The sequence below is a fragment of the Priestia sp. P1_B12_1 genome, from assembly GCF_056406695.1.
The window spans coordinates 305,833-324,343 of the sequence record NZ_JBFTZR010000001.1 but is presented as its reverse complement, the minus strand read 5'-3'; the positions used below and the strand labels follow the sequence as shown (position 1 = coordinate 324,343).

Below are 18,511 nucleotides of genomic sequence, written 5' to 3'. Positions count from 1 at the left end.
AATGATCTCTCATCATACATTGTAAAGAATAAGGAGGAGCTAGATATGGAAATATTAAAAGTTTCAGCAAAGTCTAATCCAAATTCAGTTGCTGGTGCCTTAGCAGGCGTACTGCGCGAACGCGGCGCAGCAGAAATTCAAGCCATTGGGGCCGGGGCGCTTAATCAAGCAGTAAAAGCTGTAGCAATCGCAAGAGGGTTCGTTGCACCAAGTGGGGTTGATTTAATCTGCATCCCAGCTTTTACAGATATTCAAATTGATGGAGAAGAGCGAACAGCCATTAAATTAATTGTAGAGCCGCGATAATTATAAAAACCACGGACCTGTAAAGCATAGAAGCCAAACAGGTCCTTTTTGTATAGAGTTAAAGGGGTGTGGGTTGTGATATTTGATGCTCATTGTGATGTATTGATGAAACTCTGGTTAAATAAACGTTTATCTTTTACATATGATTCAGCGCTGCATGTGACGTTAGAAGGAATAAAAAAAGCAAAAGGGAAAGTTCAGCTATTCGCTATTTATATTCCAGAAGCGGTTCCCGCAGCTCAGCGCTTTGATGTTGCGTTAGAAATGATCCAGCTGTTTCAGAGTCATATTTTATCGCTTCCCGGTATGAAATGGGTTCGTTCAAAGCGCGATATAGATAGTTTAAAAAAAGATGAAATAGGAGCAATGCTGACGCTTGAAGGGTGCGATGCCATTGATACAAGTTTAGTTCGCTTAAAGACGCTTTTTTCACTGGGTGTACGTTCAGTAGGTTTGACATGGAATTACAGCAATGCTGTGTGTGACGGGATTTTAGAACCTCGAGGCGCCGGATTATCTTCTTTTGGAAGAGAAGTTGTTGAATTGAATAATGAACATAAAGTGTGGACGGATGTCTCTCATTTATCGGTAAGAGGTTTTTGGGATGTGATTGAGCTAGCGCATTATGTAGTGGCTACTCATTCCAATTCACACGTATTGTGTTCTCATCCCCGGAATTTAAGAGACGATCAAATTCATGCTTTAATAAAGCGAAACGGCGTGATTGGCATTACGTTTGTCCCTGAATTTTTAACGAGTTCTGCCAAAGCGCAAATAGCGGATGTGATTCGTCATCTTGATTACATGTGTGAAAGAGGAGGCGAATACTCGGTTGGTTTTGGCTCTGACTTTGACGGCATTGACAAAACGGTTCATCGTCTCGGAAGCTATGAACAGTATACGAATTTAATCGAAGAACTTCTTAAGCATTACACTGAGGAGCAGGTAAAACGTTTTCTGTTTCAAAACTTTGCTGATCGTGTATGCAACTAATAAAAAAGAGCTTTTTCTTCTTGGAAAAGTTCTTTTTTATAGAAGTCATTTATATACTAATGCCTCATGTGAAGGAAGAAAAGATCATTAAAAAACTTCATCTTATTCATTAAATATAAATATAATTAAAACGATTGAGAATTCAATGGAAAGGGTTGCATTTTTCTGGCAATCGGAATAAAATTGAAAACGGATTATGGAGCTGTTCAAGCAGAAACGTATCCTGCACAGCGACAAGGTGCTGTGGGAGTTTTGCGGATGATTTTGGTTCGTGAAATGCAGAAGCAAATGAAATCGTTTGCTATTTTACTTTTTTCAGTTTTTATCAATAAAATAGATTTCTATATTAAGAGCAATTAAAGGAGTGGCGTTGATTTATGGTACAGCAACTTTCATGGAAAGTTGGCGGACAGCAGGGTGAGGGAATCGAAAGTACGGGAGAAATCTTTTCAACCGCTTTAAATCGATTAGGTTATTACTTATACGGCTATCGTCATTTTTCTTCTCGTATCAAAGGTGGACATACAAATAACAAGATCCGAGTGAGTACAACTCAGGTTCGATCTGTGTCAGATGATTTGGATATTTTAGTTGCGTTCGATCAGGAAACAATTGATGTAAACATCCATGAGCTGCGCGTAGGAGGCGTTGTAATTGCAGATGCGAAATTCAATCCAAGTCTGCCTGAAACATGTACAACTGCTACGCTATATGCTGTTCCGTTTACGGAAATTGCAACGGAATTAGGAACGTCGCTAATGAAGAACATGGTTGCTGTAGGCGCTTCAAGTGCTGTGCTTCATATTGACACAGAAGTATTTGAAGAAGTAGTGCTTGAAATCTTCGGTAAAAAGGGCCAAAAAGTTGTACAAAAAAACATGGAAGCTATTAAAAAAGGTGCAGATTACATTCGTGAACAGCTAGGCGAACAATTAGAAACCATGAAACTAGATCCAGCGGATGGTAAAAAACGTATGTTTATGATTGGAAACGATGCGATTGCGCTAGGCGCTTTAGCCGGTGGAGCTCGTTTTATGCCAGCATATCCAATTACCCCTGCTTCGGAAATCATGGAATACTTAATTAAAAAGCTTCCTCAATTCGGTGGAACCGTTATTCAAACAGAAGATGAAATCGCGGCATGTACGATGGCTATCGGAGCTAACTATGCAGGCGTACGTGCGCTGACAGCATCAGCTGGACCTGGCCTATCATTAATGATGGAGTCGATTGGATTAGCGGGCATCACTGAGCAGCCTGTTGTGATTATCGATACGCAGCGCGGCGGTCCAAGTACAGGGCTTCCAACTAAGCAAGAACAGTCTGATTTAATGGCCATGATTTACGGTACGCACGGTGAAATTCCGAAGATTGTCATGGCGCCAAGTACGGTTGAAGAAGCATTCTACGATACGATTGAAGCGTTTAACTTAGCAGAAGAATATCAGTGTCCAGTTATTATGCTAACGGATTTACAGCTTTCACTTGGGAAGCAATCAGTAGAACCGCTTGACTATAACCGCGTTGAAATTCGCCGCGGTAAGCTTCAGCAAGGAGAGCTAGAAGAGCTGGAAGAAAAACAGTACTACAAGCGCTACCGCGTAACAGAAGATGGCGTATCACCACGCGTCATTCCAGGAATGAAGCATGGAATTCATCACGTAACGGGAGTAGAACATGATGAGACAGGAAAGCCATCTGAATCTCCAGTAAACCGCGATGATCAAATGAATAAGCGTCTTCGTAAAACAAAAGGAATTCGTTTTAATATGCCAATTCATGTTCACTCTCATGAAAAAGAGTCTGATATTTTATTTGTTGGATTTAATTCGACGCGTGGAGTTATTGAAGAGGCAATGGAACGTTTGGAACAGGACGGTATAAAAGTAAATCACGCTCACATTCGTTTAATTCATCCTTTCCCAGCTGACGAACTGCTTCCTTACGTACAAGGAGCTAAAAAAGTAGTCGTCGTTGAAAACAATGCTACTGGACAGCTTGCTAATATTTTAAAAATGAATATCGCAAGTCATGATAAAATTCAAAGCGTATTGAAGTACGATGGAAATCCATTTCTTCCGCAAGAAGTATACGCAAAAAGTAAGGAGATGTTTGTGTTAAATGGCAACGTTTAAAGATTTTCGTAACAGTGTAAAACCTAACTGGTGTCCGGGGTGTGGAGATTTCTCCGTACAAGCAGCCATTCAACGCGCATCTGCTAACGTAGGTTTAGAACCTCATGAGCTTGCTGTTATTTCAGGTATTGGATGTTCTGGACGTATCTCTGGTTATATTAATTCATATGGTTTTCATGGTATTCACGGGCGTGCGCTTCCAATCGCTCAAGGTGTAAAAATGGCTAATCGTGACTTAACCGTTATCGCATCTGGCGGTGATGGAGATGGGTTCGCTATCGGTATGGGACACACGGTACATGCGATTCGCCGAAACATCGATGTAACGTATATCGTAATGGATAACCAAATCTATGGTTTAACAAAAGGACAAACATCTCCTCGCAGTGAAGTAGGATTCAAGACAAAAAGTACGCCTGAAGGATCAATCGAGTCGTCTTTATCTGTCATGGAGCTTGCGTTAACTTCTGGAGCAACGTTTGTGGCGCAAAGCTTTTCAACCAATTTAAAAGAGTTAACAAGCTTAATTGAACAAGGCATCCAGCATAAAGGTTTTTCTTTAATTAACGTATTTAGCCCGTGCGTAACGTATAACAAAGTGAACACGTATGATTGGTTTAAAGAAAACCTAACTAGTCTTAGCACAATTGAAGGTTATGATGCAAACAATCGTATGCAAGCTATGCAGACGTTAATGGAGCATAACGGCTTAGTAACAGGGCTTATTTATCAAAATGCGCATCAGCCGTCGTATCAGCAGCTTGTTCACGGTTATAGTGAAGAGCCGCTGTCAAAAGCAGACTTAGGTATGACTGAGGAAAAATTTGATGAGCTAGTAGCTGAATTTATGTAAAAGAGGCTGCAATAAAAGCAGTTTAGTAGAGGGAAAATCCGAACGGTGAACTGAGATTCTTGATGGAGAATCCAACTCGTTCGGATTTTTTCATAGTGATAGCGAACGTAGGTTTCATATAGGTGGTGCCTTCTGGCTGTTGAGTGGAGAGTAAGGTGAAGGCCCTTGCGGGAAAAGGGAAATAGGTGAGAACTCGCGGGAGCGGAAGCGACAAGGAAGCTCATCGGCTGCTCGCGGAAAGCGAAGTCTTGCACGGAAATCAACAGGGGTGGAATAAGCGATTTACATGAACTCTTTTATACCATTTGTTCGTCTCTAAAATAGATTAATTTAGTTATGTATCAATCTCTTTTTGTGATTTAATAAATGTTTCGAAAGTCGAATGAAATTTTAACGAAACAGGTATAGAAAATAGGTATATGATTGTGTTCGCTACTTGAAAGTTATATACTATGTTAATGTGATGAGTTTTATGCATAAGCATAAAGCTGTCACATTTTTTTGCGATTTACAGGTGCAACGTGACAATTGTCATGGCGAAAGGAGATTTTTTATGAACGAAAAACAACGTTTAGAAAGCAACCAAGTTAATCCAGCGGACAAAAAATCCGAAAAGGATTACAGCAAATATTTTCAAACAGTATACATGCCACCTTCTTTAAAAGATGCGAAAAAACGAGGAAAAGAAGAAGTTTCCTATCACAATGATTTTGCAATCGATGAACAGTTTCACGGGATGGGACAAGGACGTAAGTTTTATATCCGTACGTACGGCTGTCAAATGAATGAGCACGATACAGAAGTAATGGCTGGTATTTTTCTAGGCCTTGGCTACGAGCCAACCGACTCTGTTGAAGATGCTCATGTTATTTTATTGAATACGTGTGCGATCCGTGAAAATGCGGAAAATAAAGTGTTTGGTGAATTAGGACACTTGAAGGCCTTAAAGCGCGAGCGCCCTGAGCTATTGATCGGCGTCTGCGGATGTATGTCTCAAGAAGAGTCAGTTGTAAATAAAATTTTACAAAAACATCAGCACGTGGATATGATTTTTGGTACACACAACATTCACCGTTTGCCTCACATTTTAAACGAAGCATACTTAGCAAAAGAAATGGTGATTGAAGTATGGTCTAAAGAAGGGGACGTTATTGAAAACCTTCCAAGAGCACGTAAAGGCAGCGTCAAAGCATGGGTTAACATCATGTACGGCTGTGACAAGTTCTGTACGTACTGTATCGTTCCGTATACGCGAGGAAAAGAACGAAGCCGCCGTCCAGAAGACATTATCCAAGAAGTACGTCATTTAGCTGCTCAAGGCTACAAAGAAATTACGCTTTTAGGTCAAAATGTTAATGCATACGGAAAAGATTTTGAAGACATCACATACGGCTTAGGCGACTTAATGGACGAAATCCGTAAAATTGACGTTGCTCGTATCCGTTTTACAACAAGTCATCCTCGCGACTTTGATGACCGTTTAATTGAAGTTCTTGCTAAAGGCGGAAATCTTGTCGACCACATTCACTTGCCTGTTCAATCAGGAAGCAGCGATATCTTAAAAATTATGGCACGAAAATATTCTCGTGAACATTATTTAGAGCTTGTTCGTAAAATTAAAGAAGCCATTCCAACAGCATCATTAACAACTGATATTATTGTGGGTTTCCCAAATGAAACGGATGAGCAGTTTGAAGAAACAATGTCACTATATCGTGAGGTTGAATTCGATAGTGCTTATACATTTATCTATTCACCTCGTGAAGGTACGCCAGCTGCTAAGATGCAAGACAACGTACCAATGGAAGTGAAAAAAGAGCGCCTTCAGCGCTTAAATGCTCTTGTAAATGAAATTTCTGCAAAGAAATTGAAGGAATATGAAGGTAAAGTTGTCGAAGTATTAGTAGAAGGTGAAAGTAAAAATAATCCGGAAGTATTAGCAGGCTACACGGAAAAAAGTAAGCTTGTAAACTTCAAAGCACCTAAGTCAGTGATTGGGCAACTTGTAAAAGTAAAAGTTACAAAAGCCAAAACATGGACGCTAAACGGGGAAATGGTAGAAGAAACAGCAGAGGTGAAGTAATATGGCGCAGTATAACAAGAGTGACGTAATTAAACGTGCTCAAGAGCTGGCAAAAATGATTGCTGAAACGGAAGAAGTAGATTTCTTCAAGCGTGCCGAAGCTCAGCTTAACGAAAATCAAAAAGTGCGTGAAACCATTGCAAGCATTAAAAGTTTGCAAAAACAAGCTGTTAATTTCCAACATTATGGTAAAACAGAAGCGTTAAAACAAGTGGAGGCAAAAATCGATCGCTTACAGGAAGAGCTGGACGAACTGCCGATTATTCAGCAGTTTCAAGAGTCTCAAATAAACGTGAATGATTTGCTTCAACTTGTTGCTAACACTATTTCAAACACAGTAACGGATGAAATTATTGTGTCAACAGATGGTGATTTACTGCGCGGTGAAACAGGTTCACAGGTGCGAAACAGCCCTGGATCTAGCTGCTCATAAAGAAAAAATGCCTCAGCAATTTGCTGAGGCATTTTTTTGTGCATCTCATGGCATGAAAATTGGGCAGATTTTCTCTCTAATAATTGTCACGTTTTTCTATATCCTTGCATACAATGGAACATAGGTTTTTTATGCCTTAAACCTAGTTTCTTAAAAATAATGTGCAAACAAGTGAATGAGCCTGCATAGGATGAAATGAAGATAGTTTGAGGAGGGTATGCTCACATGTCACAACACTATAGAGAAATTATTACAAAAGCAGTCGTAGGTAAAGGTCGCAAGTTTACACAATCGTCTCATACGCTTGCACCGAAAAATCGACCAACAAGCATCTTAGGGTGCTGGGTGATTAACCATGAGTACAAAGCAAAGAAAAGCGGCAGCAATGTAGAAGTTGACGGCAGATATGATATTAACATCTGGTATTCGTACAATAATAATACAAAAACCGAAGTTTGGACGGAAACCGTATCATACAAAGATAATATTAAGCTGCGCTATAAAGACGAAGATTCGATTGGAGACGATTACGAAGTAATTGTTCGCGTGCTGCAGCAGCCAAATTGCCTAGAGTGCACAATTTCACCAAATGGCAATAAAACGATTGTTCAAGTAGAGAGAGAATTGTTGGCGGAAGTGATTGGCGAAACCAAGGTTTGTGTTGCAGTAAATCCGAAAGGCTGCGATGATGAAGACGAATTTGATTTAGACGTAGATGACGATGAATTTGAAGATTTGGATCCTGATTTTATATTAGGGGACGATGAGTAACTAGGAAGAAGTTCTTCCTAGTTTTTTTATTTTTACTATTTTAAGAAAATTCTTATAAAAATAAAAAAATATATTGCTTTTTGTCGAATCCGCAGTGTATAGTAAATCTAAAGAAAATAATGCATTAATTTTCAGAAAATTTAGTTATATCAGATAAGTATTTCTTGGGGGTTTACTATGAGCTTATTTCGTAAAAAATCAATTCAAACGTTAATTAGTGAAACCAACTCTAAAGGTGTTAAATTAAAAAAGGATTTAGGCGCTTTCGATTTAACAATGTTAGGAATTGGAGCTATTATCGGAACCGGAATTTTTGTATTAACGGGCGTAGCCGCCGCTGAACATGCCGGTCCAGCTTTAGTTATATCTTTCATTATGTCAGGACTTGCGTGTGTGTTTGCAGCTCTTTGTTATGCAGAGTTTGCCTCAACAGTTCCCGTTTCAGGAAGTGCATACACTTACAGTTATGCAACATTTGGTGAATTAATCGCTTGGATTTTAGGATGGGATCTTATCTTGGAATACGGTCTTGCTTCTTCTGCTGTAGCCAGCGGATGGTCCGGGTATTTCCAAGGATTATTAGCAGGGTTTGGCATACATTTTCCAAAAGCTTTAACGAGTGCATATAATCCTGCAAACGGCACGTATATTGATATTCCAGCAATTATGATCGTATTTTTAATCACATTACTTTTAACGCAAGGAGTAAAAAAATCTTCACGTTTTAATGCTATCATGGTTATTATTAAACTGGCTGTTGTACTTCTGTTTATCGGGGTAGGAGTTAGCTATGTTAAACCAGAAAACTGGACGCCGTTTATGCCGTTTGGTTTCTCGGGAGTAGCGACAGGAGCAGCAACTGTATTCTTCGCCTACATTGGGTTTGATGCTGTAGCAACAGCGGCCGAGGAAGTACGCAAGCCTCAGCGGGATATGCCAATTGGAATTATCGCATCTCTTGCGATTTGTACAGTCCTTTATATCGTCGTATCGCTTATCTTAACAGGAATCGTCCCTTATACAGAATTAAATGTTAAAAACCCTGTAGCATTTGCTTTAAGCTACATTAACCAAGACTGGGTAGCAGGATTTATTTCATTAGGCGCAATTGTTGGTATTACAACGGTATTACTCGTTATGATGTATGGACAAACTCGTTTATTTTATGCGATCAGTCGAGATGGTCTATTGCCGAAGCCTTTTTCAAAAATCAGTGAGAAAAAACAAACGCCGGTAGTAAATACGTGGATTACATGTTTACTAGTATCCATCTTCTCTGGTTTAGTACCATTAGGAAGATTAGCAGAGTTAACAAACATCGGTACTCTTTTTGCTTTCATGACCGTATCAATTGGAATTTTATATTTACGTAAATCAAAACAAACTTCAGAATCGACTGGTTTCCGTGTACCGTTCGTGCCGGTGATTCCAATTTTAGCTTTTGTGTTCTGTTTATACTTAGCACTTCAGCTTCCAAAATTAACATGGATTAGTTTCGTAATTTGGCTTGTACTAGGGCTGGTGGTTTACTTCTTATACGGACGTAAGCATAGTCATTTGAATAGCAGTAAATAATGAAAAGCTTCGGACAAGCTTCTTCCTTCGTCCGAAGCTTTTTTATGTGTTTTATGAAAAGAAATTGAAGATTGTTCTATTTGAATAAATTAAGTTTAAGAAAGACTTATGTTATAATACGTGTAGCAAAAACGCACAACTAGATGTGGTATGGAGGAATAGTATGGCAGCGTATACGCCAATGATACAGCAATATTTGAGAATTAAGGCAGAGTATCAAGATGCCTTTTTGTTTTTTAGATTAGGTGATTTTTATGAAATGTTCTTTGAAGATGCTACGACAGCTTCTCAAGAACTTGAAATAACATTAACAAGCCGAGACGGAGGAGGACAAGAGAGAATTCCGATGTGCGGGGTTCCGTATCACTCTGCTCCTACGTATATCGAGCGTTTAATTGAAAAGGGATTTAAAGTAGCTATTTGTGAGCAAGTAGAAGACCCTAAGCATGCAAAAGGTGTTGTAAAGCGAGAAGTGGTACAGGTGATTTCACCCGGAACACTGATGAACGAACGCGGACTGCATGACAAGGAAAATAACTATATTTGTTCTGTTACTGCGTTCGAGGATCAAACGTTTGGTCTTGCTCTTTCTGATTTGTCTACAGGAGAAAACAGCGTAACGCTTGTTAGTGCGTTTCACGATATAGTCTCAGAGATTTATGCAAAAGAAGCAAAAGAAGTCGTTGTAAGCTCTGAGTTTCCTGCTGACTTATTACAAACACTAAAAGAGCGCATGACGATTACCGTTTCTTATGAGAATAGTACAGAGCAAGTAGAAGGACTAGATTATTTAGTAGAGTCGCTTCAGCAGCAAAAGCTTATCACAACGTTTGCGCGTATTCTTCAGTATTTAACTCGCACGCAGAAGCGTTCGCTTGAACACTTACAGCCCGTGCAGTTTTATCAAATCAATGAATATATGAAAATTGATTTGTTCTCTAAGCGAAACTTGGAGTTAACCGAAACGATTCGTTCAAAAGGAAAGAAAGGCTCGCTTCTATGGTTATTAGACCAGACCGTTACGGCAATGGGAGGCCGTTTATTAAAAAATTGGATTGACCGTCCGCTTTTAAAACAAGCGGATATTGATAATCGTTTGAATATGGTAGATGTCTTAATGAAACAGTTTTTTGAACGAGAAGAACTGCGTGAGTTGCTAAAAGACGTATATGATTTAGAACGCTTAGCTGGTCGAGTCGCTTTTGGTAATGTAAATGCTCGTGATTTAATTCAATTAAAAAAATCATTGCAAAATGTGCCTCAAATCCAAGAGGTTGTGAATCGTTTGAATCATCCTTATGCGACAAAGCTTGTTGAAGACATTGATCCTTGTGAGCGATTAGCTAATCTTCTTGAAAGAGGATTAAAAGAGCACCCTCCTTTGTCAATTAAAGAAGGAGACATTATTAATGACGGCTATCATGAACAGCTTGATCAATACCGAGATGCAAGCCGAAACGGAAAAACGTGGATTGCGTCACTTGAACAGCAAGAGCGTGAGAAAACAGGGATTCGCTCACTGAAAATTGGTTATAATCGCGTGTTCGGCTATTATATAGAAGTAACGCGGGCAAATCTGCATCTTTTGCCTGAAGGAATGTATGAACGAAAACAGACGTTAACCAATGCAGAACGTTTTATTACTCCTGAGCTGAAAGAAAAAGAAGCGCTGATTTTAGAAGCGGAAGAGAAAATTGTAGAGCTGGAATATGAATTGTTTTTACAAATTCGTGAGGAAGTAAAAGCATATATCCCAAGGCTGCAAGAACTCGCTAAAAAAGTAAGTGAGCTTGACGTACTGCAGTGCTTTGCAAAAATCAGTGAAGAACGTCATTACACAAAGCCTATTTTTTCAAGTGAAGATATTTCGATTCAAAATGGACGCCATCCAGTAGTAGAAAAAGTAATGAATTCACAGGAATATGTGCCAAACGACTGTCAAATGACGGATGATAGTTCAATTTTACTGATTACAGGACCTAATATGTCTGGTAAAAGTACGTACATGCGTCAGGTCGCTTTAACGGCGATACTAGCTCAAATTGGCTGTTTTGTGCCAGCGGACGAAGCAGTTCTGCCGATTTTTGATCAAGTGTTTACACGTATCGGAGCAGCCGATGACTTAATTTCAGGGCAAAGTACGTTTATGGTCGAGATGCTAGAAACGAAAAATGCAGTGACAAATGCCACTCAGTCGAGTCTAATTCTGTTAGATGAAATTGGACGAGGTACGTCTACGTATGACGGAATGGCTCTTGCTCAAGCAATTATTGAATACGTTCATGAACATATTGGCTGTAAGACCCTATTTTCTACTCATTATCATGAATTAACCGTACTCGATGAGTCGCTTCCTGCGCTTAAAAATGTTCATGTAAGCGCGGTTGAAAAAAATGGAAAAGTCGTCTTTCTACACAAAATCAAAGATGGTGCCGCAGATAAAAGTTATGGTATTCACGTAGCGGAACTAGCAGAACTTCCAGATCCGCTTCTAGAGCGAGCTCGCGTCATCTTACACGACTTAGAACAATCTTCTGAGCGTGAACCTGTACGTCAGGCTCCAAAAAGAGAAGAGATGACACAGCAAGTTCCACAAGAAGGTGCTTCTTTGGTTCAAGAAGAACGTGCAGATGGTAAAAAAGCAGATGAAGCCAACCAGCTTTCATTCTTTGAAATAGAAAAGAAAAAAGAAAAGCCTGCGCTTTCGAAACGTGAAAAAGCAATTGTAGATCGTTTAAAAGAGCTGGATATTTTGGAAATGACGCCTTTAGACGCAATGAATGCGATGTATGAACTGCAAAAATTATTAAAGAAGAAATAGAGTGAGAGGAGTGAGTCTGTGGGTAAAATTGTGCAGCTTTCAGACGAACTTTCAAATAAAATTGCTGCCGGAGAGGTTGTTGAACGACCTGCTTCGGTGGTGAAAGAACTAGTCGAAAATGCTATTGATGCAAACAGTACAGTTATTGAAATTGAGCTAGAAGAAGCTGGGCTTTCAAAAATTCGTATATTGGATAATGGAGACGGCATTGCTTCTGAAGACTGCTTGACCGCTTTTAAAAGACATGCGACAAGTAAGATCAAAACAGAACAAGATTTATTTCGAATTCGAACGTTAGGATTTCGCGGTGAAGCTTTGCCAAGTATTGCTTCGGTTTCAATGCTTGAACTCAAAACGAGTACGGGAGAAGAAGCCGGCACTCATCTTAAACTTAGAGGCGGAGAAATCGTTCATCACGAATTAACGTCAAGCCGAAAAGGTACCGAACTTGTTATTGAAAACTTATTTTTCAATACACCTGCACGTTTAAAATATATGAAGACGGTAAACACGGAGCTTGGTAACGTAACGGATGTCGTCAATCGTCTTGCAATGTCTCATCCTGAAGTTTCAATTAGGCTGATGCATCAAGGAAGACAGCTTCTGTATACGAACGGAAGCGGAGATGTGCGCCAAGTGCTTGCCGCTATTTATGGAATGGCAGTAGCCAAAAAAATGATTCCGATTAACGTTCAGTCACTTGATTATGAAGTGAATGGTTACGTCGCTCTTCCTGAAATCACAAGAGCTTCTCGCAACTATATGTCCACCATTATTAACGGTCGGTTTGTTAAAAACTACGGGTTGTTAAAAGCGGTACAGCAGGGCTATCATACCCTTTTACCTATCGGTCGTTTTCCGATTGTGTTTTTAACCATTACAATGGACCCTTTATTAGTGGACGTGAATGTTCATCCAGCAAAATTAGAAGTGCGGTTGAGTAAAGAAGCGGAGCTGTTTGAGCTTATTGAACAAGGAGTGAAAGCTGCTTTTAAAAAGCAGCAGTTAATTCCAGATGCTGTAGTGCCAACTAAGTCAAAAGCAGCTGTGCAGCCAACTGAGCAGCAGACCTTTACATTTGATCATCAGTCTAAACCGTCTGGCTATCAGCCGTCTAATACGGTTCGTGAGCCTAGCTTTAAGGAGGCCCCCCCTCGTGTAGACGAGATCATGCCGCCTGTTAAAACAGAGGTCATACGTCAAGATGAAGAAATCCAACCAACGTTTCGAGAAATAGAACAATATGAAGAATCGGTGGAAGAGAACGCTCCTATTCCAGAACCAAACCATTTAGCCAAAGAGCAGCCAGAACCGCGTGTTCCTGCGATGTACCCAATTGGCCAAATGCACGGAACGTATATTTTGGCACAAAATGAAAAAGGATTATTTATTATTGATCAGCACGCGGCGCAGGAGAGAATTAAGTACGAATATTTTAAGCGAAAGCTTGGAGAAGTAGATTCAGAAGTTCAAGAACTGCTTATGCCGCTTACGCTAGAGTTCTCGGGAAATGAAGCCTTGATTTTAGAAGAGTACAAAGACATGCTTGCTGAAGTAGGAGTCTTTTTAGAACCGTTTGGACAAAACTCCTATATCGTTCGTTCGCATCCGCAGTGGTTTCCAAAAGGAGAGGAACAGGAAACCATTGAAGAAATGATTCAGCAAATCTTTACGATGAAACGAGTCAATATCGAAAAGTTACGAGAAGAAGCGGCTATTATGATGAGCTGTAAAGGATCGATTAAAGCGAATCATCATTTGCGAAACGATGAGATTTTTGCTTTACTTGAGACGTTGAGAAAAACAACAGATCCATTTACGTGTCCGCACGGACGACCAATTATTATTCATCATTCGACGTATGAAATGGAAAAAATGTTTAAGCGAGTGATGTAGGCAATGCGGCTAGCTGCAGCTAGCCGTTTTGTTGAATAAATCATGGCCATTTGGATAAAATGGAATGATGTGAATGCCTATAGATGAAAGTAGTGTTGTTATGACGGGAGAGAAACCAAAACTTATTGTCATTATTGGACCAACTGCGGTTGGTAAAACAAAATTGAGCATTGAACTTGCCAAACAGTTAGACGGAGAAATTATTTCAGGTGATTCCATGCAAATTTATAAAGGGATGGATATCGGAACAGCAAAGGTATCAGAAGAAGAGATGCAGGGTATTCCCCATTACCTGATCGATATTAAGGAGCCGGATGAATCGTTTTCTGTGGCAGAATTTCAAGAGATTGTAAGAAAACAAATCGATGATATTCACGCTAGAGGAAAAATGCCGATGATTGTTGGAGGGACGGGTCTTTATATTCAATCCGTTATTTATGATTATCAGTTCACAGAAACTCCTAGTGATGAAAAAGTTCGTGAACGAATGGAAGTATTTATTAAAGCTCATGGCATTGATCCCCTGTATGAAAAGCTAAAAGAAATTGACCCGGACAGTGCAGCTGCTATCCATAAAAACAACCATCGCCGTGTAATCAGAGCGCTTGAAGTTTATGAAGTAACCGGCAAAAAATTCAGTGACTATACAAAAGAACAGTCGCAAGAGTTATTATATGACGTAAGCATTATTGGACTTACAATGGATAGAGACGTATTATATGAGAGAATTAATCACCGAGTCGATATGATGATGCAGGCTGGACTGCTTGATGAAGTCAAATCATTGTACGAAAGTGGTCTGCATGATGTACAATCAATTCAAGCTATCGGCTATAAAGAGCTGTATGCTTATTTTGAAGGACGCTGCACGCTCGAAGAAGCCGTTGAACAGTTGAAACAAAATTCACGCAGATATGCCAAGCGTCAGTTAACGTGGTTTCGAAATAAGATGCCTGTAAAATGGATAGAGATGGAAGTTGACAAATTTCCCGAAAAGTTTGCTGAAATTTTTACATATATTGCAGGAAAGCTGAAGAAAGAAGCGAATTAAGTAAACAGATAGAGAAACGAGGAGGCCGAATAATGAAACAATCAGTTAATATTCAAGACCAATTTTTAAATCAATTACGTAAAGAAAATATCTATGTGACGGTATTTCTTTTAAATGGTTTTCAATTAAGAGGACTAATTAAAGGATTTGATAACTTTACTGTGTTAATTGAATCTGAAGGAAAACAGCAGCTGATTTATAAACATGCGATTTCGACATTTGTACCAAATAAAAATATTACAGTAGAACTTGAATAGAGATTAAAGAGAAGCATCCGCATATTCGGATGCTTTTTTTATGCAAATAAAGGCTTAAAAAAGTTTCTTAACATTGTTTTTACTCATTGAACATAAACCTTATAATAGACGATTATTTCTTCGGTAATAAGAGATCATTGTCTTCGTATCGTTCATCGCATGCAGCTATGCGATACAGAGAAGTGGGATGAAACGAGAGGTGAACATGGTGGAGCAGCCGATAACTCTTAAAAATAATGGGCAAATTAATATCATTTTAAATAATGAAACAAAAAAGGAAAAATCGTATACGACATCAATTCCGCGTCCTGCCAAAAAAGCTGTCATAAATCATGAGCCGCTTCGGGAAATTGAACGAGAAATGAGCGGACTGGTTGGAATGGAAGAATTGAAAAAAATGATAAAAGAAATATATGCGTGGTTATATATTAACAAAAAAAGAGAGGAACAGGGCTTAAAAGCGGGAAAGCAGGCGCTGCATATGATGTTTAAAGGAAATCCAGGAACAGGGAAAACGACGGTAGCCCGCCTGCTAGGTAAATTATTTTTGAATATGAACATCTTGTCTAAAGGACATTTAATTGAAGCAGAGCGGGCTGATTTAGTTGGGGAATACATTGGCCATACCGCTCAGAAAACGAGAGATCTTGTAAAAAAAGCGCTTGGAGGTATTTTATTTATTGATGAGGCTTATTCTCTTGCAAGAGGGGGAGAAAAAGATTTTGGAAAAGAAGCGATTGATACATTGGTCAAACATATGGAAGATTCAAATGATAAGTTTGTATTGATTTTAGCTGGTTATCCAAGAGAAATGGAAAATTTCTTAAGTCTTAATCCAGGGCTGCGTTCTAGGTTTCCGTTCATTTTTGATTTTCCGGATTATGATGTCAATGAACTGATGGACATTGCCGGTCACATGATGAATGACAGGCAGTACCAGTTTAGTACAGAGGCCTATAAAAAGCTAAAAGATCATTTCATGGACGTGAAGTACAATCAGACGCCTAGGGATTTTAGTAACGGTCGATACGTGCGAAACATTATCGAACGTTCCATACGTACTCAATCCATGAGGCTTTTAGAAGAAGAAAGCTTTGAGCGCAACGAGCTTCTAACTTTAACGTCAAGCGATATTCAGCTGTAGAAAAAAAGCCTTTCGTCACGAAAGGCTTTTTTCTACATATTTGGCTGTCGAATCGTTTTGATCGGCAGGCGCCATTTGTAAATATATGAACACATCCGAAGGCCTACAAGTAAGATAAATAATGTATAAAGTTCTATAGGTGTATTTGTAATATGCAGCCCTACGCTAAATCCTGCGATAATCGCCCATACCGCATAAATTTCATCTTTAAGAACAGTAGGCTTTCGGCGTGCTAATAAATCTCGGATAATCCCGCCGCCGCTTCCTGTTAAGACCGCAGCTACAATAACCGCGCTAAGCGGATGGTTCATATGAGTGGCATAAAGCGCTCCTTGAATCGCGAATGCTGCAAGGCCGATGGCATCCGAAAAGTTTCCCCATCGCTTCCAATGTTTTAATATATTGTTTGGAAATAAAAAAGTGGCAGTGATAGATAATAAAGCAATCTGAAAAAAGAGTCCTTGTTCCCAAAGGGCAGACACCGGTACACCGATAAGCAGGTTTCGAATGGCTCCTCCGCCAAAAGCCGTTACGATTCCGAGTATGTAAACGCCTAAAATATCATATTCCTCTTCCATCGCAATGAAAGCTCCGCTGATTGCAAAAGCAATCGTTCCAATAATGCTAAGTACGTCCCAAGTCATGATGCTATCCCCTTTATTCTGTTTTCACCAAGTAGCGACTATTATTTTAAAATCAGGCAGCCTGATTCAAATTTCGATAAGTAAACCAACTCAAATTGTATACAGAATTTCGTGATATTTCAATGTTTTTTTAATCATCATTTTATAGATTTTAAAAAGGGTGTTAAACTAGTAAAAGACAATGTATTCTGTCTCTTTTGCAAAGATGGAGAAATGGGCATTTTTTTGATATGATATGAATGATTTGTCAATTTAATAGTAAGGGAAGGAAAAATCTTTGACAGCAGAAATGAATACTGAACTTGAACGCGTAATTTTAGTCGGATGTCAGCTTCATGACGATGACGAACGTTTTGAATATTCAATGGATGAGCTAGCATCTTTAACTGAGACTGCAAAAGGCGAAGTGCTGGTAAGGTTAACGCAAAAGCGCGATCGCATTCATCCAGCTACTTATATTGGAAAAGGGAAAGTAGAAGAACTTGTGGCTCTTGAAGAAGAGTTAGAGCCTGATTTAATTGTATTTAATGATGAATTGTCACCGAGTCAAATCCGCAATTTGTCAGCAGGGTTATCTGCGCGTGTTATTGACCGTACGCAGCTGATTTTGGATATCTTCGCACAGCGTGCTCAAACGCGAGAAGGAAAAATGCAGGTGGAACTTGCTCAATTAAATTATCTGCTACCTAGGTTAGTAGGACAAGGTACCGCTTTGTCACGTCTTGGAGGCGGAATTGGAACAAGAGGTCCTGGTGAAACGAAACTTGAAAGTGACCGCAGACATATTCGCCGTAAAATTGATGAAATTAAGCGTCAGTTAAAGACAGTGGTAAGTCACCGCGAACGTTATCGAGAAAGACGTAAGCGTAATCATGTCTATCAAATTGCAATTGTGGGCTATACGAACGCTGGTAAATCGACGATCTTTAACCGCTTAACAGAGGCGGGTATTTTTGAAGAAAATCAGCTGTTTGCAACTCTTGATCCAACGACAAGACAGTATACGCTTCCGTCAGGACTAACGGCTCTGTTAACGGATACGGTTGGATTTATTCAAGATCTCCCAACAACGTTAGTAGCCGCGTTCCGTTCAACACTTGAAGAAGTAACCGAAGCTGACCTTGTTCTGCACGTGGTAGATTCATCTAATCCAGATTACAATAACCACGAAAAAACAGTGCATCGCTTACTAGAAGAGCTGAACGTAACGGACATTCCGATGCTGACAGTTTACAATAAAGAAGATATGCAGCATGAACTATTTGTCCCATCCGCTTCGACATCTTTATCAATGAGCGCTTTTAAAGCTGCTGATTTAGTGAAGCTTGGGGAAAGAATTCAAGAAGAAATGAAAAAAGAAATGGCATTTTTTCATGTGCTGCTGCCGGCTTATGAAGGGAAAATGCTCGCTGAACTCAAAACGGTCTCTATTCTTGAGTCGTTAAAATTCAATGAAGAAACTGAGAAGTATCAGTGCAAAGGGTATATTGCAAAAGAGCATCCCCTTTACAAAAAGCTACAAACGCTTGAAGAAAGTTGAGGAACAAAG

Annotated in this window: 16 protein-coding genes; 15 read left to right on the top strand and 1 reads right to left on the bottom strand. The window is 39.5% G+C overall.

Translation table 11 applies throughout. The annotated features are described in order from the left end of the window. Nucleotides 1-45: 45 nt before the first annotated feature. From spoVS to spoVK, 14 genes are all read left to right on the top strand, one after another. Entirely contained in the window at nucleotides 46-306 is a 261-nt protein-coding gene (gene spoVS / locus AC1D0Y_RS01725; protein WP_003181955.1) for a stage V sporulation protein SpoVS, read from the top strand. A gap of 75 nt (nucleotides 307-381) precedes the next feature. After that, entirely contained in the window at nucleotides 382-1,299 is a 918-nt protein-coding gene (locus AC1D0Y_RS01720) for a dipeptidase (protein ID WP_060745996.1), read from the top strand. A 183-nt stretch (nucleotides 1,300-1,482) separates the two neighbouring features. Then, nucleotides 1,483-1,659: a hypothetical protein gene (locus AC1D0Y_RS01715; protein ID WP_161968309.1), complete on the top strand. Its 177-nt coding sequence runs from the start codon at nucleotides 1,483-1,485 to the stop codon at nucleotides 1,657-1,659. A 17-nt stretch (nucleotides 1,660-1,676) separates the two neighbouring features. Next, nucleotides 1,677-3,434, top strand: a complete 1,758-nt coding sequence (locus tag AC1D0Y_RS01710) for a 2-oxoacid:acceptor oxidoreductase subunit alpha (RefSeq protein ID WP_060745997.1) — start codon at nucleotides 1,677-1,679, stop codon at nucleotides 3,432-3,434. Further along, nucleotides 3,421-4,287: a 2-oxoacid:ferredoxin oxidoreductase subunit beta gene (locus AC1D0Y_RS01705; protein ID WP_013058799.1), complete on the top strand. Its 867-nt coding sequence runs from the start codon at nucleotides 3,421-3,423 to the stop codon at nucleotides 4,285-4,287. Before AC1D0Y_RS01710 ends, AC1D0Y_RS01705 begins: the two co-directional genes overlap by 14 nt. A 553-nt stretch (nucleotides 4,288-4,840) precedes the next feature. Next, nucleotides 4,841-6,370: a tRNA (N6-isopentenyl adenosine(37)-C2)-methylthiotransferase MiaB gene (gene miaB, locus AC1D0Y_RS01700; RefSeq protein ID WP_013084741.1), complete on the top strand. Its 1,530-nt coding sequence runs from the start codon at nucleotides 4,841-4,843 to the stop codon at nucleotides 6,368-6,370. Nucleotide 6,371: 1 nt separating this feature from the next. Continuing rightward, nucleotides 6,372-6,803, top strand: a complete 432-nt coding sequence (locus AC1D0Y_RS01695) for a YlbF/YmcA family competence regulator (protein WP_013058797.1) — start codon at nucleotides 6,372-6,374, stop codon at nucleotides 6,801-6,803. Nucleotides 6,804-7,028: 225 nt separating this feature from the next. After that, nucleotides 7,029-7,574, top strand: coding sequence for an outer spore coat protein CotE (locus AC1D0Y_RS01690; protein ID WP_013058796.1), 546 nt, complete (start codon nucleotides 7,029-7,031; stop codon nucleotides 7,572-7,574). Nucleotides 7,575-7,751: 177 nt separating this feature from the next. Further along, complete coding sequence (locus AC1D0Y_RS01685; protein WP_013084740.1) at nucleotides 7,752-9,149, top strand: amino acid permease; 1,398 nt, start codon at nucleotides 7,752-7,754, stop codon at nucleotides 9,147-9,149. 163 nt (nucleotides 9,150-9,312) lie between these two features. Beyond that, nucleotides 9,313-11,970, top strand: a complete 2,658-nt coding sequence (gene mutS / locus AC1D0Y_RS01680) for a DNA mismatch repair protein MutS (protein ID WP_060745998.1) — start codon at nucleotides 9,313-9,315, stop codon at nucleotides 11,968-11,970. A gap of 18 nt (nucleotides 11,971-11,988) precedes the next feature. Continuing rightward, nucleotides 11,989-13,866 carry a DNA mismatch repair endonuclease MutL gene (mutL, locus tag AC1D0Y_RS01675; RefSeq protein WP_477707313.1) on the top strand — a complete coding sequence of 626 codons (1,878 nt, stop codon included), beginning with the start codon at nucleotides 11,989-11,991 and terminating at the stop codon, nucleotides 13,864-13,866. Between the two features lie 100 nt (nucleotides 13,867-13,966). Further along, nucleotides 13,967-14,917, top strand: coding sequence for a tRNA (adenosine(37)-N6)-dimethylallyltransferase MiaA (miaA, locus tag AC1D0Y_RS01670; RefSeq protein WP_050689712.1), 951 nt, complete (start codon nucleotides 13,967-13,969; stop codon nucleotides 14,915-14,917). 32 nt (nucleotides 14,918-14,949) lie between these two features. Then, nucleotides 14,950-15,174 carry an RNA chaperone Hfq gene (gene hfq / locus AC1D0Y_RS01665; protein ID WP_013058791.1) on the top strand — a complete coding sequence of 75 codons (225 nt, stop codon included), beginning with the start codon at nucleotides 14,950-14,952 and terminating at the stop codon, nucleotides 15,172-15,174. A 187-nt stretch (nucleotides 15,175-15,361) separates the two neighbouring features. Next, nucleotides 15,362-16,318 carry a stage V sporulation protein K gene (gene spoVK, locus AC1D0Y_RS01660; protein WP_016765353.1) on the top strand — a complete coding sequence of 319 codons (957 nt, stop codon included), beginning with the start codon at nucleotides 15,362-15,364 and terminating at the stop codon, nucleotides 16,316-16,318. Nucleotides 16,319-16,350: 32 nt separating this feature from the next. Here spoVK and AC1D0Y_RS01655 read toward each other — a convergent pair whose 3' ends face one another. Beyond that, complete coding sequence (locus tag AC1D0Y_RS01655) at nucleotides 16,351-16,962, bottom strand: trimeric intracellular cation channel family protein (protein WP_013084735.1); 612 nt, start codon at nucleotides 16,960-16,962, stop codon at nucleotides 16,351-16,353. Nucleotides 16,963-17,239: 277 nt separating this feature from the next. Between AC1D0Y_RS01655 and hflX the strand changes: the two genes are divergently transcribed. Next, entirely contained in the window at nucleotides 17,240-18,502 is a 1,263-nt protein-coding gene (gene hflX, locus AC1D0Y_RS01650; RefSeq protein ID WP_081085247.1) for a GTPase HflX, read from the top strand. The last annotated feature ends 9 nt before the right edge of the window (nucleotides 18,503-18,511 follow it).

Coding starts and splice junctions, on each gene's coding strand:
- miaB (WP_013084741.1), top strand. CDS start 4,841: ATGAACGAAAAACAACGTTTAGAAAGCAACCAAGTTAATCCAGCGGAC.
- AC1D0Y_RS01705 (WP_013058799.1), top strand. CDS start 3,421: ATGGCAACGTTTAAAGATTTTCGTAACAGTGTAAAACCTAACTGGTGT.
- AC1D0Y_RS01655 (WP_013084735.1), bottom strand. CDS start 16,962: ATGACTTGGGACGTACTTAGCATTATTGGAACGATTGCTTTTGCAATC.
- AC1D0Y_RS01695 (WP_013058797.1), top strand. CDS start 6,372: ATGGCGCAGTATAACAAGAGTGACGTAATTAAACGTGCTCAAGAGCTG.
- hfq (WP_013058791.1), top strand. CDS start 14,950: ATGAAACAATCAGTTAATATTCAAGACCAATTTTTAAATCAATTACGT.
- AC1D0Y_RS01710 (WP_060745997.1), top strand. CDS start 1,677: ATGGTACAGCAACTTTCATGGAAAGTTGGCGGACAGCAGGGTGAGGGA.
- spoVK (WP_016765353.1), top strand. CDS start 15,362: ATGAAACGAGAGGTGAACATGGTGGAGCAGCCGATAACTCTTAAAAAT.
- spoVS (WP_003181955.1), top strand. CDS start 46: ATGGAAATATTAAAAGTTTCAGCAAAGTCTAATCCAAATTCAGTTGCT.
- mutS (WP_060745998.1), top strand. CDS start 9,313: ATGGCAGCGTATACGCCAATGATACAGCAATATTTGAGAATTAAGGCA.
- AC1D0Y_RS01690 (WP_013058796.1), top strand. CDS start 7,029: ATGTCACAACACTATAGAGAAATTATTACAAAAGCAGTCGTAGGTAAA.
- AC1D0Y_RS01685 (WP_013084740.1), top strand. CDS start 7,752: ATGAGCTTATTTCGTAAAAAATCAATTCAAACGTTAATTAGTGAAACC.
- miaA (WP_050689712.1), top strand. CDS start 13,967: ATGACGGGAGAGAAACCAAAACTTATTGTCATTATTGGACCAACTGCG.